Source organism: Sphingobium sp. CFD-1 (assembly GCF_024611115.1).
Taxonomy (GTDB): Bacteria; Pseudomonadota; Alphaproteobacteria; order Sphingomonadales; family Sphingomonadaceae; genus Sphingobium; species Sphingobium baderi_A.
The window spans coordinates 3,802,283-3,826,615 of sequence record NZ_CP084398.1 but is presented as its reverse complement, the minus strand read 5'-3'; the positions used below and the strand labels follow the sequence as shown (position 1 = coordinate 3,826,615).

The 24,333-nt window shown below is 59.9% G+C and carries 18 protein-coding genes; 8 read left to right on the top strand and 10 right to left on the bottom strand.

The features are described from left to right. Positions 1 to 172: 172 nt before the first annotated feature. From LDB26_RS19155 to LDB26_RS19145, 3 genes are all read left to right on the top strand, one after another. The gene (locus LDB26_RS19155) at positions 173 to 538 is read left to right on the top strand and encodes a helix-turn-helix transcriptional regulator (RefSeq protein WP_257539546.1); all 366 of its coding nucleotides are present in this window, start codon (positions 173 to 175) and stop codon (positions 536 to 538) included. A gap of 79 nt (positions 539 to 617) precedes the next feature. Next, positions 618 to 1,838: a type II toxin-antitoxin system HipA family toxin gene (locus tag LDB26_RS19150; protein WP_257539545.1), complete on the top strand. Its 1,221-nt coding sequence runs from the start codon at positions 618 to 620 to the stop codon at positions 1,836 to 1,838. A gap of 158 nt (positions 1,839 to 1,996) precedes the next feature. Then, the gene (locus tag LDB26_RS19145) at positions 1,997 to 2,284 is read left to right on the top strand and encodes a hypothetical protein (RefSeq protein ID WP_257539544.1); all 288 of its coding nucleotides are present in this window, start codon (positions 1,997 to 1,999) and stop codon (positions 2,282 to 2,284) included. On the opposite strand, the gene LDB26_RS19140 is transcribed toward LDB26_RS19145, so the two are convergent. The 4 genes from LDB26_RS19140 to LDB26_RS19125 all read right to left on the bottom strand — a co-directional run bounded on the left by LDB26_RS19140 (position 2,271) and on the right by LDB26_RS19125 (position 4,692). Next, positions 2,271 to 2,723, bottom strand: coding sequence for a CopG family transcriptional regulator (locus LDB26_RS19140; protein ID WP_257539543.1), 453 nt, complete (start codon positions 2,721 to 2,723; stop codon positions 2,271 to 2,273). The genes LDB26_RS19145 and LDB26_RS19140 overlap by 14 nt on opposite strands. 5 nt (positions 2,724 to 2,728) lie before the next feature. Continuing rightward, positions 2,729 to 3,217, bottom strand: a complete 489-nt coding sequence (locus LDB26_RS19135) for a type IV secretory system conjugative DNA transfer family protein (protein WP_373886140.1) — start codon at positions 3,215 to 3,217, stop codon at positions 2,729 to 2,731. Next, on the bottom strand, positions 3,217 to 3,369 hold the full coding sequence (locus LDB26_RS19130) for a hypothetical protein (RefSeq protein WP_257539540.1): 153 nt from the start codon (positions 3,367 to 3,369) through the stop codon (positions 3,217 to 3,219). Before LDB26_RS19130 ends, LDB26_RS19135 begins: the two co-directional genes overlap by 1 nt. Before the next feature lie 129 nt (positions 3,370 to 3,498). Beyond that, on the bottom strand, positions 3,499 to 4,692 hold the full coding sequence (locus LDB26_RS19125; RefSeq protein WP_257539538.1) for a DUF932 domain-containing protein: 1,194 nt from the start codon (positions 4,690 to 4,692) through the stop codon (positions 3,499 to 3,501). Positions 4,693 to 4,896: 204 nt separating this feature from the next. Here LDB26_RS19125 and LDB26_RS19120 point away from each other — a divergent pair, with 204 nt between their 5' ends. The 5 genes from LDB26_RS19120 to LDB26_RS19100 all read left to right on the top strand — a co-directional run bounded on the left by LDB26_RS19120 (position 4,897) and on the right by LDB26_RS19100 (position 12,978). Continuing rightward, a complete protein-coding gene (locus LDB26_RS19120) occupies positions 4,897 to 7,650 on the top strand; it encodes a DNA methyltransferase (RefSeq protein WP_257539536.1) in 2,754 nt (917 codons plus the stop codon). A 6-nt stretch (positions 7,651 to 7,656) separates the two neighbouring features. Next, entirely contained in the window at positions 7,657 to 8,412 is a 756-nt protein-coding gene (locus LDB26_RS19115) for a hypothetical protein (protein ID WP_257539535.1), read from the top strand. A gap of 157 nt (positions 8,413 to 8,569) precedes the next feature. Continuing rightward, positions 8,570 to 9,706 (top strand): Fic family protein, encoded by a 1,137-nt coding sequence (locus tag LDB26_RS19110; protein ID WP_257539534.1) that lies wholly within the window; start codon positions 8,570 to 8,572, stop codon positions 9,704 to 9,706. Positions 9,707 to 9,713: 7 nt separating this feature from the next. Continuing rightward, positions 9,714 to 11,777: a DEAD/DEAH box helicase gene (locus LDB26_RS19105; protein WP_257539533.1), complete on the top strand. Its 2,064-nt coding sequence runs from the start codon at positions 9,714 to 9,716 to the stop codon at positions 11,775 to 11,777. Continuing rightward, a complete protein-coding gene (locus tag LDB26_RS19100; RefSeq protein WP_257539532.1) occupies positions 11,770 to 12,978 on the top strand; it encodes a GIY-YIG nuclease family protein in 1,209 nt (402 codons plus the stop codon). The genes LDB26_RS19105 and LDB26_RS19100 overlap by 8 nt, the downstream gene beginning before the upstream one ends. A 69-nt stretch (positions 12,979 to 13,047) precedes the next feature. Here LDB26_RS19100 and LDB26_RS19095 read toward each other — a convergent pair whose 3' ends face one another. From LDB26_RS19095 to LDB26_RS19070, 6 genes are all read right to left on the bottom strand, one after another. Next, a complete protein-coding gene (locus tag LDB26_RS19095; RefSeq protein ID WP_257539531.1) occupies positions 13,048 to 13,902 on the bottom strand; it encodes an HNH endonuclease in 855 nt (284 codons plus the stop codon). A gap of 3 nt (positions 13,903 to 13,905) precedes the next feature. Next, positions 13,906 to 15,468 (bottom strand): AAA family ATPase, encoded by a 1,563-nt coding sequence (locus tag LDB26_RS19090; RefSeq protein WP_257539530.1) that lies wholly within the window; start codon positions 15,466 to 15,468, stop codon positions 13,906 to 13,908. A gap of 49 nt (positions 15,469 to 15,517) precedes the next feature. After that, the gene (locus tag LDB26_RS19085; RefSeq protein ID WP_373886139.1) at positions 15,518 to 18,496 is read right to left on the bottom strand and encodes a TrlF family AAA-like ATPase; all 2,979 of its coding nucleotides are present in this window, start codon (positions 18,494 to 18,496) and stop codon (positions 15,518 to 15,520) included. 193 nt (positions 18,497 to 18,689) lie between these two features. Continuing rightward, on the bottom strand, positions 18,690 to 20,279 hold the full coding sequence (locus LDB26_RS19080; protein ID WP_257539528.1) for a hypothetical protein: 1,590 nt from the start codon (positions 20,277 to 20,279) through the stop codon (positions 18,690 to 18,692). A 323-nt stretch (positions 20,280 to 20,602) separates the two neighbouring features. Next, the gene (locus LDB26_RS19075; RefSeq protein WP_257539527.1) at positions 20,603 to 22,822 is read right to left on the bottom strand and encodes a S8 family peptidase; all 2,220 of its coding nucleotides are present in this window, start codon (positions 22,820 to 22,822) and stop codon (positions 20,603 to 20,605) included. Next, a complete protein-coding gene (locus LDB26_RS19070; protein WP_257542203.1) occupies positions 22,819 to 23,931 on the bottom strand; it encodes an AAA family ATPase in 1,113 nt (370 codons plus the stop codon). The genes LDB26_RS19075 and LDB26_RS19070 overlap by 4 nt, the downstream gene beginning before the upstream one ends. Between the last annotated feature and the right edge of the window lie 402 nt (positions 23,932 to 24,333).

Genomic DNA, 24,333 nt, shown 5'->3' with positions numbered 1-24,333 from the left:
AATGGGGCAGTGACATGCGCTTTGCAGGCTCAATTCCGAGAGACCTGTCGATAATGCTAAAATGACCGCTATAACCAGCACAAATGGGCTTTCTGACTGCCCTCGCGGTCATTTCGTTGATTTTTCACATTCTGAATGATATTGACCGTTATCGCGGTCGAGAAATAGCCTTATGACCGCCATAACCGGCATTGAGGTTCATATGACCCAGCATCCCCGCACCTATTCGCGCGTGACGCGCGAAGCCCTGACCATGATGGGTGGGCTCATTCGTCTCGCGCGCAAACAACGCAAGATGTCGGAGGCTGACTTGTCGGCCCGGGTCGGTATCGCGCGCAGCACGCTGCAACTCATCGAGAAGGGAAATCCCAAGGTAGAAATTGGGCTGGTTTTCGAGGCTGCAACGCTGGTTGGTGTACCGCTCTTCGTTGACGAGCCTTCGCGGCTCGCTCCCGAGATTTCAAGGGTCAACGACAAGCTGGCGCTCCTGCCACAGTCAGTGCGGCGTCCGCGTTCGGAGGTGAAAGATGACTTCTGATCGCCCTCAACCCGCAGCCTCCGCTCGGGGTCCTGTCCCGCCAGCCACGGAAGCTTTCGTCTGGATATGGCTGCCAGGTGTGCTTGAGCCCGTGATTGCCGGGCGGATCGAGTTGGACGGTGGCGTTTATGCCTTCAACTATGGTCGCTCCTATCTCGAACGTACCGACGCCATTCCGATCTATGCACCGGAGCTGCCACTGCAGCGCGGCAGGATCGCGCCCAACGCGCCGCTCGACATGGCGGGGTGTCTGCGGGATGGCGCGCCGGATGCATGGGGCCGCCGGGTCATCATCAATCGTCTGACGGGCCTTCGCGGCGAGGCGGCAAACAGTATCGATTTCGACGAACTGACCTTCATGCTCAATTCGGGCTCCGACCGTATCGGTGCGCTCGATTTCCAGACGTCTGCCGACCGGTATCAGCCGCGTGAGCAGGACAATGCGACGCTCGAGGAACTGCTGGAAGCGGCCGAACGGGTCGAGCGGGGCGAACCTATTCCCCCGGCTCTCGACAAGGCGCTGTTCCACGGGAGTTCGATCGGCGGCGCACGTCCCAAAGCCTTGATCCAGGATGGCGAGGACAAGTTCATCGCCAAATTTTCGGCGACCAATGACACCATGGCCGTGGTGAAGGCCGAGTTTGTTGCCATGCGCCTGGCGGCAGAAGTAGGCCTCTACGTCGCGCCCGTTCAACTGACCAAGGCGAGCGGCAAGGATGTGCTCCTGGTGCGCCGCTTCGACCGCGAATGGAATGGCACCGGCTGGACTCGCCGGGCGATGGTCTCGGCCCTGACGATGTTTGGCCTCTCAGAAATGCAGGCCCGTTATGCGAGCTATGTCGATCTCGCCGAGATGGTGCGCGCTCGCTTCACCGATCCGCAGGCGACCTTGCGCGAACTGTTCGGACGGATGGTCTTCAACGTGCTGACCGGCAATACCGACGACCATGCTCGCAACCATGCCGCCTTCTGGGATGGCGCCAATCTCACGCTCACGCCAGCCTACGACATATGCCCGCAGCCGCGTAACGGCCGGGAAGCCAATCAGGCGTTGCTGGTGAATGGCGAAGACAAGCGCAGCCTGTTGGAAAGCTGCCGCACTTCGGCGTCGAATTTCCTGCTGAGCGACCGCGATGCCCGCGATCTGATCAACGGCCAGATCGAGACAATCAGCCGGCGGTGGGACGATATCTGCGACGAAGCCGGGCTGAGCGAGATCGACCGTAGCTACCTGTGGCGCCGTCAATTCCTCAACGACTATGCCTTCGAAGGCTACGCCGATGGAGCACCGCAGCTTTGATGCGAGCAGGTGACAGCGATAATCAGATGACCGGGGTTCGAAAAGCCGAGATCGACGGTTCTGCAACCCTATTGCTGGGTTTTCTCGAGAGAAACAGGCTCGAGCGGATCTTCGAATATCCCTTCGGGTATTCTTACCCGCAGAATTGCTGCGAGAGCGTGTCCCTCATCCTGACATATCTGCTCGAAGAGAAATATGGACTCGGCAATGTCAGCATCATCAAAGGTTCCAAGGCTTGCGGCTACGAGCATCATTTCTGGGTCATGGTAGGCGACTGGACCTATGATCTGACGGCTCACCAATTTGCCGGCCACACGCCCAAGATCGGCGTTCTCGCTGATCCGTTGTTCCACGCCTTTCCCGACTGGAACATCGAAAACGGGCGGGATTTCGTGGATCGGTCGGAGGTCGTTGCCGCATTCCGCAATGGGTTCATTCCGTTCTGAGCGGCTGAACACTGCCGGCTTCACCCATGCTGTCCTCCGGGATTTCCTGCCGCAGCCGGGGTCCTTTCGCGAGCCGTCGCCCGAGTGCCGTGACGAAGGCGTCGTAGCGCTCGCCTGCCTGGGCGCGTGCAGCTTGCGCCGCCGGTTCTGGCAAGGCAGGCGTGGTCGCCAGCCAGAAGCGGATGAAAACCGCCAAGGTCTCGATCCCGATACCCACATCGCGTTCCGTCCGCGCCAAGCGTCGATCGAGCTGATCGAGCCGTTTGGCAAAGGCGGCCTCGCGGCGATCGGCTGCATCCGGCGAAAGGAACGAAGCGATGGCCGCTTCAGCCACCAACGACTGTGACTGATTGCGGCGAGCGGCATAGTCGGACAGCATCGTCATGACGTCGGGATCGAGATAGACGGAAATCTGGGTCTTCTTCTTGCGGAGGGCCATGGTGATCAGATCTCCATCCCGTCGTCGAAGTCGAGCGATGCCTGCCGTGCCACGCCCTGCATGATCCCTGTCAGTCGTTGATTTCGTGCGGCCAGATCGTCCTCCTCATCAGTGCGATCGCCATCGAGATCAAACTCGTTCTGGACGGGCTGCCGGTTCTCGATAAGTTGGGTCAGGCTCAGCTCGGGCTGCTGCCGACGCTCGGAATCGGTCGTATCGTCATCGTCACCACTCGCGGCCGGCGCTGCCGGAGCGGACGCAGTCCGTGACGGCAGGGCCAAGCCCGTCCAGTCGTCTGCCTGCACCCTCTCCGGAGCGGCCAAAGCGGGCGGCGGCAAGATCCGTTCCTTGAAGCGCGCATCCTCGTAATAGCGGGCCTTTTTGGCTCTGATCGGCGGAATGCCGGCGACCATCACGATCTCATCGGCGGGTGGCAGTTGCATGATCTCGCCCGGCGTCAGCAACGGTCGCGCCGTCTCTGAGCGTGAGACCATCAGGTGAGGCCGCGCCGTGCGATGGATTCGGCCAGTTCCTCGAGCGACACGCCGGCCTTCACGCGCCGGACATTCGACTGGCTGAGGACCAGCTTGTTGAAGGGGATGTCGCGCGAGGACGACAGGGTGATCTTCTGGGCAGCAGTTGCCATGGTGTTTACTCCGCGACGGGCTGCCGAGAGCCTCTCTCTCGACGCCTCAACCCGTCACTAAGCGAAGCGCCGCCCTCTTCCTCTGAAGGGGCAGCGCAACGCAAGGAGACCGGCACTTGTCCGCGGAAATCAGTGGACCCGGTCGAGCAGTTTCTTGGCCTTGCCCTCCATGTCGAGGCGGGCATCCTGGTGGGACTTGTCGCGAGCCAGCGCGGTGATGCCCTGTACAAAATCGAAGATCGATTCGGGCGGGCGGCCTTCCTCGGCGAGGACGGTTTCGATGATCTTGCCCGTCTCGGCCTTGGAAAATCCGCGCTTACGCAGGAAGTCACTGCGATCCTCGTCGCTGCGGGCAACGATGCGCTCGCGGGCGGCCTTGATGCCGTTCACGAAGGGCAAGGGTGAGGAGTTGGCAAAGCCTTCGAGGGCCGGAGCTGCCTCATGGGCGAACCGGTTGGCGGCATATTTGCTGTGGCGGATGGTGATTTCCTCGAAATCCTCGACGCCCCAGAGGTTCCGGTTTTGGCAGACCGCGCGCAGGTAGAAACTCGCCATGCCCAGCGTCTTGGCGCCGACCTCGGAGTTCCAGCAGTAGAAGCCCCGGAAGTAGAGGTCCGGCGATCCATCGGGCAGCCGCCCGGCCTCGATCGGGTTGAGGTCGTCGACCAGGAACAGGAACACGTCACGGTCCGAGGCATAGAGGGTGGTCGTGTCGCGGGTAATGTCGACACGCGGATTGTAGATGCCGGTGGACCAGTCGAGCACGCCGGGGACCTTCCATCGGGTATCGCCCGTACCGTTGCCGGCGATCTTCTGGACAGCCTCGACGAGTTCATGGTCGTAGATTCGGCCATAATCAGGCCCCGTCACCGCGCGCAGTTCCACTCGGCCGTTGTCGGTCTCCAGCGTCTTGATCTGCTCGGCCCGATGCGACGTCAGCCCGTATTGCAGGTTGATTGCCGCGAGTGGTGCCGGAAGTTGGCGCAGGTAGGCAGCTGGTGCACCAACCTGACTCGCCAGTTGGCCGAAGCTCCAATGCGTCGGGGCGACGGGCGCGTCGGCGCCGGGGAGGACCAGCGACAGACGTTCGGGATCGTTGCGGTTCGCCTCGACATGGATGAGGGCCGTTTCCACAACACGGGTCCGGCTGCGCTCGGACCGGCCGCGCACCGAGCGGGCCAGATCACCCAGCGAGAGATAGCGTTCATCGTCAGGGCGCGAGAACCACTCCGACGATACGCGCCCCACGCGCTCTCCGCGCGAGACATCAACCTTGTAGCCGCCGTTTGCGTCGCGGCGGGCGTCGAGAACCTGCATGTTCATGGGAAAACCTCCATGACGGGCGCCGAGAGCCTCTCTCTCAGCCCTGCTCCGTCACGGAATTTCTGGCTCCTCTCTCACTCTGAACGGGGTGTTGCGGGGTGTCCCCGCAGAAGGGGTCGGCAGAGACCTTGGCTCGGCCGCAGGGGAAGACATTCCCCATCTCGAACCTTGCGGCAACGCCAGCGCCCAGCGTAGTGTCAGAGAATGAATGCAGTAGAGATCGAACAAGCCATTTCCGAATTAGCCGCGCAGCCATTTGACAGCGCGGAATTTCCGTTCGCCTTCCTTGAAGCCTTCGGAAACAAGGCCACCACGATCAAGAAGCTGCGTCAGGGTGCCTCCAATGCGTCCGACGTGCCTGGCGGCGTGCTTCAGCGCAGCAACATCCATATCGCGACCTGCGCTGCGGGCAGTGTCGACGACACCCTCAAGGCGCTGCGCGAGAGTCCGAAAACGGCGACGGCCAAGGCCAAGTTCATCCTCGCGACCGATGGCGACCAGTTCCTGGCCGAGGATCTCGCCAGCGGCGAGATCGTCTCGTGCGCCTACGCGGATTTCCCCGACCACTTCGGCGTGTTTCTTCCCCTTGCCGGCATCACCACCGTCAAGCAGATCCGTGAGAGCACGTTCGATATCCGGGCCACAAGCCGGCTCAACAAGCTCTATGTCGAGCTGCTGAAGGACAACCCGGAGTGGGCGAGCGCCGAGCGGCGGCCGGATATGAACCACTTCATGGCCCGGCTGATCTTCTGCTTTTTCGCCGAGGATACCGACATCTTTCACGGCGAGGGCCTGTTCACCAGAACGGTCGAACAGATCAGCGCGCGGGACTCGTCCGACACGCATCATGTTATCGGCGAAATATTCCGGGCGATGGATACCAAGTTGGCCGATCGCGCGAACGCCAACATCCCGCGCTATGCCAATGGCTTTCCCTATGTGAACGGCCAGCTGTTTTCCGGCAGCACCGAGACGCCGCGTTTCAGCCGGATCGCGCGGTCGTATCTGGTGCACATCGGCAATCTCAACTGGAAGAAGATCAACCCCGACATCTTCGGCAGCATGATCCAGGCGGTGGCCGACGACGAGGAGCGCGGCGCGCTCGGCATGCATTACACCAGCGTGCCGAACATCCTTAAGGTGCTGAACCCGCTGTTCCTCGACGATCTGCGCGAGAAGCTGGCGGAGGCTGGCGACAATTCCCGCAAGCTGCTGAACCTGCGGCAGCGTATGGCCAAAATCAGGGTGTTCGACCCGGCCTGCGGATCGGGCAATTTCCTCGTCATCGCCTACAAGCAGATGCGGGAGATCGAAGCCGATATCAACGAGCGGCGGGGCGAGCCTGATCGGCGCAGTGACATCCCACTCACGAATTTTCGCGGCATTGAACTGCGCGACTTTCCGGCCGAGATCGCCCGTCTGGCGCTGATCATCGCTGAATACCAGTGCGATGTCCTTTATCGTGGGCAGCAAGAGGCTCTCGCCGAATTCCTGCCGCTCGACAGCCAGAATTGGATCACATGCGGCAATGCCCTGCGGCTCGACTGGTTGAGCATATGCCCGCCGACCGGGACTGGCGTGAAGGTGCAGGCCGATGATCTTTTCCGCACTCCGCTCGATCAATCAGAGATCGATTTTGAAAATGAGGGCGGAGAGACATATATCTGCGGAAACCCGCCATACTTGGGAAGTAAGTGGCAATCTGACGAGCAGAAAGCCGATCTCAAGGCCATATTTGATGGTAAGCTTCGGAACTGGAAATCTCTCGATTACGTGGCCGGCTGGTTCATGAAGGCAGCCGACTATGGGACCAGAACCAAAGCAGTTGCGGCCTTAGTGTCTACCAACAGCATTTGCCAAGGGCAGCAGGTCCCTATTCTTTGGCCAACAATATTCAAAATGGGGCATCAGATTGCATTCGCTCATACCAGCTTCAAGTGGGCGAACTTGGCCAGTGCCAATGCTGGGGTGACCGTCGTGATCGTCGGCATCACCAACACGCCAACACGGATTCGCCAAATATTCTCCCCGACCGATGATGGCAGCGTTTCAGTTCGCCAAGCGGAAAACATCAACGCCTATCTGATTGACGGACCAAATTTGGAAATTCAGCCGCGATCAAAGCCCCTTTCGGACCGTTCTGTCATGCAGTTCGGGAATCACCCCTATTATGCTTCAGCCCTAATCATGTCATCAGATGACGCGAAGGAATTGATAAAGGTAGAGCCTGCGTCCGAACAATTTTTCAGACCGTTCTTTGGTTCAACTGAGTTTATATCGAACACACCTCGGACTTGCCTTTGGATTAGCGATGGCGATCTTCTTGAAGCGGTGAAGATCGCTCCCATCGCAGAACGGATAGATAAAGTGCGAGCCGCGCGATTGGCTGCGGTGAAAGATGCCTCAGCCAAGAAACTCGCTCTCACACCTCATCGGTTCCGCGAGCAAGTCAGTCCCAAGTCGCATAGCCTGATCGTTCCTCGGGTCAGTTCAGAAAACAGGCCGTACCTCCCCGTTGGCCTGCTCGAGGAGCGCTGCGTTATTCAGGAAAAGGCGTTTGCGCTGTACGATGCGCCACTCTGGAATATGGCGCTTATCGCATCGCGCCTTCACTGGGTCTGGATCGGCACCGTCTGCGTGCGCATGCGTACCGACTTCTCCTATTCCAACACCCTCGGCTGGAACACCTTTCCCGTGCCCAAGCTGACCGAGCAGAACAAGGCCGATCTCACCCGCTGCGCCGAGGACATTCTCCTCGCTCGCGAGGCGCATTTCCCGGCGACCATTGCAGACCTCTACGATCCCGAAAAGATGCCGGAGAACCTTCGCCACGCGCACGAGCGCAACGACGAGGTGCTGGAGCGCATCTACATCGGTCGCCGCTTCCGCAACGACACCGAGCGGCTGGAAAAGCTATTCGAGCTGTACACCCGGATGACCAGCGCCAAGGCAGCGTGACGATCAATGGTCGATCGGGTGCTCTTCCAGATGTGGGGGCCGTTTCGCGACGGCTTGATCGCCAGTCACCAGTTCTACGTGTCGGAGGCCAAAACTCGCCTGCTGTCTCAGTTCGGCACCATGAAAGAGGATGCAGACCGGTACGCGGAGGACTGGTTGACCCGTCGGGCACCGTACTTCAATCCTGACCGGGATGATCCTGCGGATGCCTATCAGCAGGCATGGGACGAGAGCGTCTCGTTCTACCTTCAGCTCGAAGACCTGCAGAAGGCGACGCGATTAAGCGTGATCGCTGGCATGTACCATGAATGGGAAAAGCAGCTGCGCGATTGGATCACGCGCGAACTGGGCCGGCTTATCCATGGCAGTCACACGCGGGCCGTGCTTTGGAAGGCGACCATCGACCAGCTTTTCGATTTCCTGGAATGCTGGGGCTGGCCTGTCCGGTCGCGCCCCTATTTTCAGCGCCTGCATCACTGCCACCTCGTCGTGAACGTCTACAAGCATGGTGAGGGCATATCCTTCGATAAGCTACGCAGGGATGCTCCGCAGTTCCTGAAGCGCGACGATTTTCCCGAGCCGCTGCTTCGTTTTCCGCCAGATTACACAGACCTCACCGTAACCGACGATGACCTTGACCGATTCTCCGATGCCATCGTCGCGTTCTGGCAGGACCTCCCGGAAAACACGTTTGCATCACAGATCGGCGATCTACCGAAGTGGCTGGAAAAGGCCATCGAGAAGGACCGGACAGAGGTGTGACCTGCGACGTCCTGGCCGCCCCAGTGCAAAGCGCGAATTTGACATAGCGGATTTCGTAAGTCAGAAAATGGGCCGAAATCTGAAATAAGGATTTTGTGTCAGCACGAATCTGACATATGGAAATTCCAATGGCAAATTGAGGGGCGCTTTCTCAAATATGGATCTTTCAGCCTATCAGGCGGGACGGCACGAGCCCCAGCTGGAATATCGCAGCTTCCTGCCAGAAGCGATCAACCATGGCTGGACGATATCCGATCCACAGGTGCTGCAACTGCTTGGCCAGGCAGACCGGGCGCTTGGCGAGCTCAATGCCTTTGCCCAGCTAATTCCCGATATTGAATTTTTCATCCGCATGTACGTGGCCAAGGAAGCCACGCAATCGAGCAGGATCGAAGGCACCCAGACCAACATCGAAGATGCGTTCAAGGATGCGGAAGATCTGCTGCCCGAAGTGCGCGATGATTGGAGTGAGGTACAGAACTACATTCGCGCCATCACCTTCGCCATCGAAAGCCTTGAACGCCTGCCGCTGTCGAACCGGCTTCTGCGCGATACCCACGCCATTCTGCTCGACGGAGTGCGCGGCGAGACCAAGCGGCCCGGCGAATTCCGTATCAGCCAGAACTGGATCGGGGTGAGCCTGAAGAACGCGGCCTTCGTTCCGCCGCACCACGACCATGTGCCCGAGCTGATGAGCGACCTCGAAAAGTTCCTGCACAATGCCGAGATCATGGTGCCGCCGCTGATCAAGATTGCGATCGCGCACTACCAGTTCGAGACGATCCACCCATTCCTTGACGGCAACGGGCGATTGGGGCGGCTGATGATCTCGCTCTACCTTGCGTCGGAACGGCTGTTGGTGAAGCCCGCGCTCTACCTTTCGGACTATTTCGAGCGGAACAAGACGGCCTATGTCGACCATATGATGGCCGTGCGCCAGGGCAACCACCTGCGCGAATGGCTGATCTTCTTCCTTCATGGCGTAGAGGAAACCGCTCGGGCCTCAGCCGGCGTGTTCCGGGCGATCCTGGCACTCAAAGAGCGGATCGAACGCGAAATTTTGCCGCGCTTCAGCCATCGCCGTCAGGAAAATGCCCAACAGCTGATGCGCAATCTCTATGCTCGCCCAGTCGTCGACGTGAAGGCCGTCACCGTGATGCTGTCCACTACCACCAATACGTCCGCCTCGCTAATCAGTGATATGGTGGAGCATGGCGTGCTTCTGGAGGTGACCGGCCAGAGGCGAAACCGGCTCTTCCTGTTCCACGACTATCTCGAACTGTTCCGAAAGTAATTGCCGCATGGCCGATGAAAAGATCATTCCGACCGTCTCCTTCAAGACCGCACACACTGGCGCATCTGCGAAGTCGGACGAGTTGGGCATGCGTCCGATGCAGGCGCGGGCCTATGAAAAGCGCGGCGAGCAGTACCTCCTGATCAAGTCGCCGCCCGCATCGGGTAAGAGTCGCGCGCTGATGTTCGTCGCGCTCGACAAGCTGATGAATCAGGGAGTACGGCAGGCGATTATCTGCGTGCCCGAACGCTCGATCGGCGCGAGCTTCGGCAGCGAGCCACTGAGCAAGTACGGCTTCTACGCCGACTGGCTGGTCGCCCCGCAATGGAATCTGTGCAACACGCCCGGCGCCGATGATCCCAAGGTCGCCAAGTCCAAGGTGAAGGCGGTCGGCGAATTCCTCGCCAGCGATGCCAAGGTGCTGGTCTGCACCCACGCAACCTTCCGCTTCGCCTTCGATGAACTGGGCGTCGAGGCGTTCGACAATCGCCTGGTCGCCATCGACGAGTTCCACCACGTTTCCGCCGATGCCGGCAACCGGCTCGGCGCCCAGCTCGCCCAGCTGATCGGACGTGACAAGGCCCACATCGTGGCGATGACCGGCAGCTATTTCCGGGGCGATGCGATTCCCGTGCTGGCGCCGGAGGACGAGACCAAGTTCGAGACCGTCACCTATACCTATTACGAGCAGCTCAACGGGTACGAACACCTGAAGGTGCTCGACATCGGCTACAGCTTCTACACCGGCCCCTATACCGAGAAGATTTCGGCCCTGCTCGACCCGACGGTGAAGACCATCGTCCACATTCCCTCGGTCAATTCGAAGGAAAGCCTCAAGGACAAGCACCGCGAGGCCGAAGACATCATGAACCACCTTGGTGACTGGCAGGGTGTCGATCCCGAGACGGGGTTCCACCTAATCCGCACGGCGGCGGGCCATGTCATCAAGGTGGCCGATTTGGTCGACGACGATGCCGCCAAGCGGGACCGGGTGGTCTCGGCGCTCAAGTCTCCCAAGGCGCGTGAAGATCGCGATTTTGTCGATGTGATCATCGCGCTGGGCATGGCGAAGGAAGGCTTCGACTGGATCTGGTGCGAACATGCCCTGACCGTTGGCTACCGCTCGAGCCTCACCGAGATCATCCAGATCATCGGCCGCGCCACTCGCGATGCACCGGGCAAGACCCGTGCCCGCTTCACAAACCTGATTGCGGAGCCGGCGGCGGACGACCCGCTCGTGGTCGATGCGATCAACGACTACCTGAAGGCGATCGCCGCCAGCCTGCTGATGGAGCAGGTGCTGGCGCCCAGGTTTGATTTCACGCCCAAGGACGCCGGTCCCAAGCCGGGGTTCGACTATGGCGAGGAGGGCTACAAGGAAGGCGAACTTAACGTCGGCGTCAACGCCCAGGGCCAGATGCATTTCGAGATCAAGGGCCTGAAGTTGCCGACCAGCATCGAGGCGACGCGCATCTGCCGCGAGGATCTGAACGAGGTGATCGCCAGCTTCGTGCAGGACAAGGCTGTGCTCGAGCGCGGAATGTTCGATCCAGAGGTCGTGCCGGAGGAACTGACTCAGCTCAAGATGGGCAAGATCATCCGCGAGAAGTACCCTGAACTCAGCGAAGAGGACCAGGAGGCAGTGCGCCAACATGCGGTGGCGGCCATGACGCTGACCCAGCAGGCCAAGGCCGCGATCACCGGCGCCAGTGTCGATGGCGACCTCAAGGCCAACACCGCGTTCATCGACGGCGTGCGCAAGTTCGCGCTCAGCGTGACCGACCTCGACATCGACCTGATCGACCGGGTCAATCCGTTCAGCGCGACCTATGCCGTGTTGGCCAAGGCAATGGACGAGAAGACGCTGTTGCAGGTCCAGGCGGTGATCAACGCCAAGAAGGACAAGCTGACCTACGAAGATGCACGTGCGCTGGCCGAACGCGCGCTGGAATTCAAGCGCGAGCGGGGCCGGCTGCCATCGCTGACCTCGCAAGATGCCTGGGAGCGCAAGATGGCGGAGGGCGTCGCTTTCCTCCAGCGCCATGCGACGAAGGCAGCCGCTGATGGCTGACCTCAGCGACCTTGAACTGCTGGCGGAGCTGGGCGTCGAGACGGCGGTGCAGCCTGCGCGCTCGCTGACCCCGCTGCAGGAGCGGATCATTGCCGGGTTTGAAGATATCCAGCGGTTTGTGATCGAACATGGCCGCTTGCCACAGCACGGCGAAGATCGCGACATCTTTGAGCGGCTCTATGCCGTGCGCCTCGATCGTCTGCGCGCGCAGCCCGAAGCGCGTGAGTTGCTGGCGGCGCTCGATACGGACGGCATTCTTGACGGCACCACAATCGTCAGCGCTGCACCGGTCAGTCTCGATGACACAGCGCTGCTCGCGGAACTGGGCATCGAGCCCGGTGCCGAGGACGACATTTCCCAACTTCGCCACGTCACCCCACGGGCCGAGAAACGGGCGGCCGAGGAAATCGCCAACCGCGAACGGTGCGAGGATTTCGACACTTTCAAGCCCTTGTTCGAGCGGGTCCAGGCCGATCTCGCATCGGGCAACCGCCAGGCCAAGGTGCTCGATCAGACCGAGGTGACACTGGCCGAGATCCAGCCCGGCAATTTCTTCATTGTCGGCGGCCAACTGGCCTATGTCGCCGCGTCGACCGACGAGTTTGTGACGCAGTACGAGCGCAAGGATCGCCGGGTCCGGGTGATCTACGACAACGCCACAGAAGCCAGCGTGCTGTCCCGTTCCTTCCAGAAGGCGCTTTATCGCGACGAAACCGCGCGCCGGATCACCGAACAGAACGCGGGACCGCTGTTTGGCGATACTGCGGAGCCCGATGACCTCGCCAGCGGAACCATCTACGTCCTACGCAGCAAGTCAGCCCATCCCTATGTCGACGAGCATCGTGAACTGATCCACAAGATCGGCGTGACCGGACAGCCTGTCGCGAGCCGGATTGCCAATGCTAAGAATGACCCGACATTCTTGCTCGCCGACGTCGAGGTCGTGGCCGAGTACCGGCTCTACAACATCAATCGGACCAAGCTGGAAAACCTGATCCATCGCGCGCTTGCGCCTGCCCGGCTTGACCTGTCCGCCGGCGATCGTTTCGGCAAGACCGTTCAGCCTCGCGAATGGTTTCTGGCACCGCTCAGCGCGATCAATGAGTTGGTGTCCAGGATCAGCGACGGGAGCATCACGGGTTACCAATATGACCCTGCCAAAGCCCGGTTCGCGCCGACGGTGTCACCGCGTAACTTGTAATTTGCGACCGTGATTTAGGCACTCCGGAACGGCAGGTTCCGAGCCGCGTCGGACAATTTGGCCGTTCATTCACTGATGCTGCGCTTGAACCTTGACCGTTTCGAAGCCACCGTCACAAAAATCATCGTTGTCAGCCAATGCTCGATAGAGCTTGGCGAGCCAGTAGTTCGGGCCTGACACTTCCTCGAAGTCCACTGCTCCCTCGATCAATTTCTCCGCGACGCGCTCCGCATCTTCACCCGAGCCATAAGCGCGACGAAGCGCGGGATACTGCCCACCCAAATGCTCGAGGCCCATCCGACGGTAGCGATCGGCGAGATCGAGCTCATTGAAGTGCGATCGCAGATGCCGGAATGTCCGAAGGGCCATCCCGGTCGGCCGCGTCAGCCTATAGGAAAGGATCAGTGCGTCTGCCTCCATGCGCGCACGCACCGTCAGAAACTCCATATCCGGAATCACGTCGTAACAAGGGTGCAGGAACATCCGCACATTCGTCCCTTCGTCCAGGATGCGGTCCCGCTTTCGCGTGTTGCAAACCGCGCAGCTCGGCACGAGATTCTTCGGGAACACCGAGAACTCTGGGTATTGTTCCTTCGGCAAATAGTGATCGAGCGTCGAGGACTCGCTTATCCCGCAGAATGGGCACCGCGCGACGCTGATACGCTTCAGCAGATCGCCGCGGAGCGCCGTCATCGACTCAGTCTCCACGGTGAACGCGTGTAGCATTGCCTCCTTTTGCGGATCAGTCAGCGGCGCTTTATCCAGTTCGCCGACCTCCGGCACGGAATCCTCGTAACCCTGATAGGAAGAAAGCACCTCAACGCGCGCCGCCTGCATCTGCCCACGCCGCGGTTGGCGCTTGGCTGCGGCGATCTCATCGAATACGTCCGTCGCATTGACGGCGAGCAGCGGGATCGAACGCATCCGCTAGTCCTCGACTTCATCGCGAACGCTCAAAACGTAAGAGCGCGCTGCGAAGCCTAGCTTCCGGCCGAATGCTTCCTCGATCTCTTCCAGCGTGTTTCGACGCGCCAGCGCGCGCAGCGTCTCATGCCAATCAGTAGAGCCGTCGCCGAGATTAAAGACCTCCTGCGTGATGACGCCGATACTTTCAGCGAACGTCTCCACGCTTGGCGCTACCACCCGGTTATGGTCGGCCGCTCGCCGCAGAACGTGAACGTATTTCGCTGGGGTCTCTTGCAGCACTACCGGCGAATGGGTGGCGATGATCGCATAGCCATCGAAGGCTTCAAGACACGCCCGCACACTTTTGAGAAACGCGGCAAGCAGTGGCGGATGAAGGTGTGTTTCCGGCTCGTCGATGAGAACCAAAGTCGGCTCTGACCCTGAGATGTGCGCCGTGAGCTCGGTTACGATCTTGAGGACCACCTTGTGACCACTGCTCAATCCGCGGAAAAGCTCGCCTAGCTCTTCATCGTCGCGATTGGCGTAGAGCTGGGTCAATCCGATCCGCTGGAACGATGGGTCGCGCAGCAGCGGTTTCAAGACTTCGAGAAGATTCTCCGAACGGCCGGCTTCGCGAACCCGTTTTAGCGCCGACAAGAATTCCGCCTCGATCTCGGCCGGCGTGCGCAGCCGATAGGCTTGCTCCCCGTTCGGCGCTTCGTCGTCCGATCGCTCGCGAAGACCACAATAGACGTATCCGAAAATTTCTCCGCTCTCCTGGAGCCTTTCCTTTTCCTCTTCGGTGCGCCCTGGAATAACGAAGGTATCAAACGCGCTATAAGACACCACGACCACCCTCTTGAACGGCGGCGCAGTGCCGACGAAGCGGCCCGCCGCGTCGTCCAACACGTCTTCTTTGCTGCCGTAGCCATATCCGCTCGCCACGATCGCGAGGTTCGAGAGCAGCCGGGTCTTGCCGGTGCCGTTGTATCCGATCAGGGCATTGATACGGTTCGGTAGCCGACCGCGCCGGCGAAAATCGAAGTCGATCGTAAAGGCGTTCGGCCGCCGCGCCACTTGCGTCTTGAACTTGACCCTGAACCCTGCGCTTCGACGTTTTGTCGGCAGGGTGGGCGCACGCAGTAACCGTGCGGCGTCAACGATCGTCCGCTCGGCACCACCAAAACGCAGCAACGAGACCCGGTAGGCCTCGGTGTCTTCGACGCTGGCCTTGATCTCGTCATCGAACGCGACATCCCGAAGACCTCTAAAGTATGGTTCGAAGACGTTGCGCCCGAGTTTATAGATCGTCTCATAATAATCGAGGTCGGCACCTAGCGAGGCATGGCCGGCGGGCAGTTCCTCAAAGGACCGCCTGGGCATTTCGGTGTAGCCACTGGTTCGCCCCGCCTCGATGATCTTGATGCTGCCGAGATCGTAACTTTCGTCGGCCGACATGTGCAGCGTGACGTGGAAGGTGGTCTTGTAGCCATAATCATCCCAGTTATCCTGGACGAGCACAGCATGCGGGTAACGATTGGTCGTGGGCGAGTCGCCTGACCTGAATTTGACGACGAACCTCATTCGAATCTCCCCGTCGCGGCGAGCGCCTTCTTCAATGCGACGTGCAAGCTCATCGCTCCAGCCTCACTCGCAGCCGTCTCGCCCTCTCGCGAAAAGCTGCCTCGCCACCTTCGAGGATGTCGCAGACGGACTTGCGAATGTCGGCGCTCTCCAAGCCGCCGGCCACATAGGTGATCGGCGGCAGGCCTCCGGAGGGGTGTGGGCCTGCAGACGCGACGATGATCTGATCTGCGTCGGTGTTAATGACGAGATTGGCGTTGTGAGTGACCATGATCACTTGGCGCTTGGCCTTCGCGGCGATGAACAACGCCACGAGCTCATCGAACACCGACTTGGGGTCGAGGTTCTCCTCTGGCTGGTCGATGATCAGCGGGCGGTCATCTGAATCGTCCAGCGCCAGATACAACAGCAGCAACACTATGCCCCGAGTGCCCGGCGATAGCTTCCGGATGTCGACGCCGTCATAGGAGATCTCGTAGCGGACGGTGATGTGGCCGGTGCCAAAGAGCCAGTGCGCGAACTGTTTTGACCAGGCCCTGAATTCGGCCTGCTGCGTCGGCGCGTAAGGCGCATGCGAAAGCAGGTCTTTCAGGTATTTCCCCATGAAGGCCGTCATGGCCGCCTGAACCTCGGTAGCCGAACCCGTCTCCCACGCTGGCTTGAGCGCTTCCGTCGCAGCCGCGATCAGGGAGCCCCGACCGTAAAAGGGTCCGGTCTTGCGCCGATCGAGGAGTTCTTCCTCTGCGACCGAGCCCCAAGCTTGAACGTCGGCGATCCTGCGAACCGAAAAGCTGAGCTTCTGGAGCGTACCCGACGATGCTGCAAGCCGCGCCATCAGCGGGGCGTAGAGCCCGGCCAGCGCGTTCTGCTCGTTGATGATTGCCTCGAACACCCGGCCGTAGGTGTCATCGCGTTCGGTTTGCAGATCCTTCCGGCGCGCCGCCGCGCCTTGTGCATCTGTGAGCCGGGTTTCGAAGGTCTGGATCGCGGAGTTCTCCTGCGCGATTCTGCCAGTTAACGCGGTGTATTGATCGCGGACCAGTTTGTCGGCGCTAAATAGCGCCTCAAGGCGCGCCATTTCGGCGGCGATCGGCGCGAGCGGAAGCGTGGAGAGATCGGCCGCGTCGGGGATCAGCGCGACATTCGGATCGCCGGGCGGCGGTGGAACGCCGTTGAGCTTGCGGACCTCGCCATCGGCCCACGCGATGTAGGCCGTGAGACTCTTGTCGACATCGCCCTTGTAGATCAGCAGGAACTCATCCCACTGTTTGGCGTCGAGGCCGCTGTTGCCGTGCCGCGCCTGAGCCTGGCGGAGCATTTCTGGCGCCCCGGTGGCGCGCATGCTGCGGACCTCATCCTGCAGAGCGACGAAGGTGCGGCGCTGGTTGCCGAAGGCCTGAATCCTGTTGCGGAGCGCCTGCGCTGCCTCGCTGAGCCGCGTGTGACGTGCAACTTGTGCCTCGGTTCCCTTCACGACGAGCTTGGCGCGATCAGCCGTGTAGTCGGCGATCAGCTTTTTCTTCTGTCCGACCTGGGTGGTCAGGGTAGCAACGAGGCTCTCTTTTTCAAACTCGGTGGCGATGCGGTCCGAGATGTCGCCGATCGCCTCGGCTTCGCGCTCACGCGCCTGCTGGAATCTGGCGGTCTGCTGCTCGCGCAACTCGGCGAAATCGAGCGCCCACTCACGATCGTCCTGCGAATGTGACTCGAAGATCACGCGCTCGATCTCGTCGACGAGACCGTCGGCGACACCTTTCGCAGAACAGAGCTCCTCGACGAACTGCTGGGACAGATAGCGGGCGCGTGGGAACGACATGTGGCCGTTCGCGTCTCTGCCATCGAGCGCGCGAGTGACCGTTGCACCAGCAGCCCAGGTCAGCGTCGTCGTTGCGTCGCCGACAAGCCTGCGTGCCCGCGCCAGGAACGATGGGCTGATGTTCTCGTCCGCATCCCAACCGGCCGGCGTGATCGCGTCGCAACCCGCCGCGATTACGTCCGCCAAGGCCGTCTTTCCCGATCCGCGCGCGCCGATGATGGCGACGAGGCCGGGGTTGAGAGGAATGTCGGGCGTGGTAGCCCAATCCGCGTCGTCGATCCGAACGTGCGAAATCACCTGCGACGGCATGGCCGAGTGCGGCGGCTGTTCACCGACATAGGCGCGCCCGTCGGGATCGATGCACGCCTGCCGAAGCGCATCGAATTCCAACCCACCCTTGATCCATGAGAAGCGATTGCCGAACGGCGAGGCCACGTCATCTAGCTTGTGCGCGTCGCTCCCATGGAGGCAGGGCTTCAGGCCGCCATACCTGGCGCAGATATCATCAGGTCCGAGATCCTTCTGACCCAACCAGAACTCGCGCTGCGCCGGACTGCCGGCGAAGATCACATGGGCGAAACCCTCGATCTCGCGCCGGATCGTCTGATCGGCGGCTTCCCGCACGCCGGACGTCCCGTCGGTCGCGCCGCCGGCAACTGCGATCAGGATGTTCTTCTTCGCCCATCCGCTTTCGGAGAACACTTCGCGAAGCTGCTGGAAGTTGACCTTGAATTGGTTGGCCCCATAGGTCAGCGCGGCTCGCTCATCGATGATCGTGGAATCGGCCTTTTTGCCGAGCCGGATGAGATCAGCCCGAGTGCAATCGAAACGATCTTGCATGACATTGAACTGCAGACGGGACAGTAGACGCCGCAGCTCTTCGAGATGCTGCGGATCCTCCGGGCTGACGAACAGATGGAGATTGACGAAGCCCCCTTTTGCCGTCGCGACGTCGAGCCGCAGCTCCACGTTCGGAAAGACCAGCTTGGTATTGGGCAGGCGGCCGGCGGCCTTGTGCCGCAACACCTCTTCGTAAGTATCGGTCACGTAGTAGTCCGTGACCGCGACAGCCTCGATGACCGGCGTGGCTCGCTCAAGCGCAGTCAGATAGTCGCCCCAAGCGTTCGGGCCGCTGAACTGATTGTTCATGACCGTGCCTGGCGCGTGAATGTGCGGTTCCCACCTCCGCCATTCCGACCCCCTATTTAACATGAGCTTTCCCTTTGTATTACTAAATATCCGCGTCGAATTTGACTTCGATTTAGGTATCTCAAAGTCGCATTCCTTAACAAGATCACGGTGTGGCTAAGAGTAGATGGTAAACCAAAGAGCGACCGGTAGTTCTTGACGAAGCCATAATAATCCGTGAATCGCAGCAATGAAGACGGAAGATGGCGGGGGCTTGTCACCTCCGGGGCTTGGACAGCTTCTCGAGAATTGAGCGCAGCGCCGTCGGACTATCGCATTTTTCACGCCAAGAACTGATAAAGAGGCGGGCACGTGTCTCGTCAGGATAGGCTTTCCTGGCAGCTTCCTCGAGTTGGCGTTGATAGGTCTGGACGGCATCAGATGCTGCCAACCGAGCGTTCCTTTCTCGAATGGCCGCACGAAGGAAAGAGAATGCCTGAGCCAGGTTGCCATCGGTTTCACTCGCCCATTCTATGATCGGTTTGGGGGCGCCCGCCACGTTTTGGTTGAGCCAAGTTTGAGTTTCTAGCCCAAGGCCTTCGCGCGCATAGCTCTCAAGATCATTTCTGCGGGCCAAAGCGGCCGCCGCTTTCTCTTTCGCCAGTTTTGCGTTTTGCTCTTCGATTGCCGACAAGCGCTTCTGACGCATCGGCTCAAGTGGAAGTCCGCAAAGGTCATCAACTACAACTGGGTTGTAGGATGAGTCCGCCATTCGCACGAGTGCTTCTACCCTGGATAGAAGCGAATCGTATGAGGCCCCTCCGTTGGTGGCAACTTCAGCAGGCGATACGCCATCGACATTGTATTTGCGCAACCACCGCACCTTGACTTCGTCGGGGTCGGGAGCTCCAGCAGCTTCGAGCACCCGGCGAATTTTCCAGCCCAATTCATGAAGTCTGTACACGCGACTGTGCAATTCCGACGTAACGAAGAAGGCCTCTTCGTCACGGTCCCACACGACGACTTCCTGTGTGGCGGCAAGGTGAGACAAGTAGTGAAATACCGCATGATCCGCGTTGCCGAAGCTGGATGTCGAGTAGCCTGCTTCCTCCAGCCTCATCCAATGATAGGAGTTCAGATCTGTGCGGATCATCCAGTCGGGTAGACGGTTGGTATAGCCTTGGTAGTCCGGCCAGTCGCCACGGACTTTGATCCTCGATCCCGGCGTAGTGATCTGCGCCGGTGCAACAATGCATGTGGCCAGCACAGCTGCCTGCCAAACCGGTGGGCCGACGCAGAACCAATGCTGGCAATCCACTGGTATACCGATCTTGTCGAGCAGACCGGCTTCCTCGAGCGCTGCCAGCGACTCCCGATGGTAATCGTAGTCGACATTGCCGCGCGGCTTGCGCTCGATATGAAACTTGAGGCGCCGGCCGCGTTCCGCCTTCTTGGCAGCGACGCGGCTTTCCAGGCGGGCTTGTCCATTACTGCGTTCGGGATGATGGATCCATTTGCGATCAGCGCCATGAAGGATGGCCTCGTCTAATTCCTCCATGCTGATCTGCCGGAACCTCAGGGAATTGAGGTCAATTTCGATCATGGGAATATCGACGGCAGCGACCTTCTCCTGTTTCGCGTCGTCAACGGCGTGTGCAACTTTGAACTCGACCGCAAATTCAGTGCCCGACAAGGCAACGATTGCGTCTGGCCGAAATCCTGGTCGGTCCACCTCGATGATGACATGATCAAGCTTGAACCGGCCTCCTTCGAACACGATTTCCTCGATGCCTTCCTGCCGCAATACCAGCGGTGTGAAAGTGAGTTCTCGTTCTCGCTCAAGCAACTCCTTGGCATAAACGTGCAAAGCCGTTTCGCCTGCGCAGCGGGAATCCGGCAAATGCGCGAAATGTGGTCGCGCTCTGGTCGAAATTCTGAGCTGCAGGAGTTCACTGCAATCGAGACAGCGAAACGGCCCCATTGACCTACCGGTGATCTGATCGACGTGTCGTGCGACGCCATCATTGCATCGGGCAAACGGCACTCTCAGGTCGCCGGACCTTTGCCATGTAGTGGCACAAGGTCGCCTTGCGTCTGTCAAAATGCCATCGCCATTGCCGTAGATCGGGCGATTCTGCGGGAGAGCCCGTTCAAAGGTTCATTTGCGGAGCCGGGCGCACGCACGAGGACTCAAACCTGGATTGGAATATCGACCACCGGACGGATGGCCTCCAGTTGGGTGGCATATTTGCGCACGACTTGATCGTACAGATCAAGTGTGTTGCGCGCTTTGACCGTGATGATCATGGCGTATGACAACGGTTCGTCAGGCCGGAAGTCACGTCCTTCAAGCCGGGCGTTGTAGTGCAAGTCGAACGACGGATTGCGAAGGCTGCTACCCCTAAAGGACTTGGTTGCGTGCAAGCAGTTTTCCCATTTCCACGCATCCTTGCGCAATTCGTCCTCTGTCATGCCATTGACGGTCGTTCCAAAGAAACTCTTTGAATCGGGGTGCAACTGCCCCTCACGCGAGAATTTCTGTTCATGGGGGCGGAAGGTCAGTTCCAATCCCGCACGCGTATAGTTGCCGGGATGGTGCGGGTCGGTGGGCGTCTTGTAGCACAAGGTGGCCTTGATGGAGACATTGCCGGTCAACTCCTCGGCAGGCATTGGCACCGGAATCCGGATATACCGCGCAGGCGAGATCGTGCCTTGGTATACGATGCGGATAGTGTCATCGTCGCAAAGGACAATTGCGCCGAGATCTCGCGGCACCCGTCCCCAACCAACTTCCTGCCGCGAGTGGTCGGCGCACTCCGTGCTGTGGATCAGCAAAGTCCGGATTGCCAACAAGTTCAGTCCCGAGCCGAAGTGCGCTCTGATGCCCGTTCCCAACCTAAGGACACTTGGAGCAGCAAACGAAGTGCCACCGGTGGCGTCAAATTCAGGGGTTAGTCCGTCACCCACAACGAGAAAGGGTCGACCGAGCGAGCCGCCGAAGTCGACAAGGTCAGGCTTCATGAGTCCGGGACTACGCCCGGGCCCCACGGAACTGTACGCAGCGCGCTGCCAGTCTGCATCAGGTGTGTCGCAGGCGCCGACAGCGAGTGCGTTGACGCAATCTGCGGGAACTTGGATGCGGTTCAACCCAAGAAGGGCGTCGCCCTCACCATCGTTGCCGACGGCAATGGCGGCTAGGGTGTCGGTGCGGGCCAATCTGTCGTCGAGCACGGCCGTCCAGGCATGCACATCGTCGTCTTCAATCGGCAGGCGGGGTCCCAGACTGAGGTTCACGAACTCGTAGGGCTGGTCGGCCAAGACACGTTCAATGCGATCAAGAACGTCGAACAATTCATGCGGGTTTTGTCCGGGATCGGTATCGAGGACCCGGTAATGATCGATATTCGCATATGGCACAGCTGGAGGCGCTTTGGGGTCGAGATGCCCAAACAAGAGCGCCGACGAAACTCCAACGCCATGCTTCAGAAACTCGCTGTGTGCCGTGCCGATGCCATGAGTTTCAAATGGGGTAACCCATGTGGTCAAAGGATGCGTGTCCGGAACCCCGCCGTCAAAGACGGCGACCCTGATCGATGTATCCATAGCTGGCGCAGTCGGCAGGATCAAAGCTTGACCTGGCAAGGTGGCCGCGCGGATCGTCGGGCGCAGCATACGCAAACGCGGCATTTCCCGCAGCGCTCGTACAACAGTGAAGGTCGCAATCTCATCGGCCAGGTCCACGGGGGCTTCGAGCTCGAGAAAGCACAGGCCGCCCGCGTAAAAGCGCCGTCCAAAGTCGGCTTCGACACCCAGGCGCGCGAGGTATTGCTGGAAATAGGGAAGGACAAACTTGTCGCCGGTCAGCGAGTCGGCGTGCAAGACGACTTCGAACACCGCTTCTTGAGCTTCGGGCAGCTTACCCTTGATCTTGTCTTCGGGGCCGGGAGCCTCGATCTCCTCAAGGGAAGCAAGGTCTTTAGCGCCGGGTGCATTCTCTACCAGCGATGGCAACAATGCCCCCCAATTTCTGAATGTCGCACGCGGGGCCATGACAAAGAGTTCGGTGGTCAGCGTTTCGGACGGCACTCGATTCCGTGACCGCCGCTCTGGCGTGATCCGGCGAGGACGACTGCCGACAGGCGTGACACCCGCGGCCTTCAGCAGTTCCAGCGGATAGGCAGATTTTGAGAGGTATTCGGGATTGAGCGTGAGGCCCATCACAGCTTGTTCGTTCGGGCAAGCCGCATCGGGCAGGGCATCGATCTGCGAGGATGCTTTTTGCAGCATTGGAGTCAGCCGCTGGCGGGCCTCGAAGAATGTGTATGGGGCTTCCTTCGGCCCGCCTCCACCACGAACGGTGATGTCTTCGGCAAGTCGCTCGCCTTTGCCGAGCAGGAAATTCCTTTTCATCCGACTTTCCTCTTTCGACCAGGCCGTGCCGGACCGGTGGCGCTGTGTGCCCGAATTGTATCACGCGAGACTCCAGTGAGTTCGGCAGCTTGGCGCTGAGTTGAGAACCCTTGGTCAACAAGCGACGTCGCGAATGCTATACGCTGCTCCTTCGACAGGGACTCCAACTGCAGCAAACTCAGCAGTTGTTCGTCTACCGACGTGCGCTGAAGCGCTGCTGCCCGTCGGGCGGACTTGAGATGTCGATCAATGTCGCTGAACGAATGACCCGCCAGCGCAGATGCCAGCACGTCGGCCCAAGCTTCAGATTTTTCGCTCAAACCATCCAACTCTCCAGCGATGAAACGTGCCGCGATGGCGGGAGTGGGAAGGGGAAACTCGACGGCCAGCTCAAAGCGGCGCCAGATTGCCGGATCCAGTAAGTCGGCGTGATTTGTAGCGGCTATCAGAAGTCCAGAAGCAGGCCAGTCATCAAGTTGCTGCAACAGGACCGTGACGAGACGCTTGAGCTCTCCGATCTCGCCGCGGTCGTCGCGGCGCTTGGCAATCGCATCAAGTTCGTCGAGCAGAAGCACACAGTCAATCGACTTGGCGTAATCGAGCACGTGGCGAAGATTTGACCCCGTCCGACCGAGGTAGCTGCTCATGACGGCAGACAGGTCCAGGATCAACAATGGGCGGCCGAGGGCTCTGGCAACCCAACGCGCCGCCAAAGTTTTGCCAACTCCGGGCGGGCCAGTGAAGATTGCCGATCGCACCGGCTCAAGCCCGGCCTCGCGTAGGACGATCTCTTCCCGCCGCTCTGCGACAAGCGCGTCAAGTGCAGATTGCACATCGTTTGCAAACACGGGCTCGTGATCAAGAAACGGCACTTCCTCGACCCGGAGAAGCTGGAATCTCGAATCGACGTCCACGGGAAGCGCGGCCTCGGTAGCTCTCCGCAATGGCGAGGATCGGGTCGGGGTCTGACGCAGCAGGTCTGTCAATGCGGCCGATAGCTCGGGAGACGCCGTGCGGTAGCGCTTCGAAATGCGATGGATGAGCGACTGCACGTCCTGCGTGCGACCGGACAGGCCGATCCGGGCCATTTGAACAAAATCCTCAACCATTTTTTCCACGACGTCGACTTCCCCGGCTTTGCGTTATCCGAGGTGTGTGCCAAAGAATGGCCTACTTTTCAACCCACCATGTCAATATTAGTCCATATAATGTATATATCGCTGAAATTACGTCATATTTAATGGCATTTTTAGAGGACGCGAGTGTGATGGCCCCATGCAGCGGCTAAGCGGACATTTGGCTTGCGTAAGCAAGCGTCAATGCTTTGCATCTGAGCACGCCCCCCCGCAATCGACCAATGCCAGGCCGCGAAAAACCGCTCAGAATAGCCGGTTGAATGGTGAGCTCCGCCGGGAGGCACCCAAACACCGCCGTTTCTGCGGGTTACGCCGCTTACGCCGTGCTTACTTTTGTGATTTTGCGGAGCGCGTAAACAGAAAAAGCGACCCACT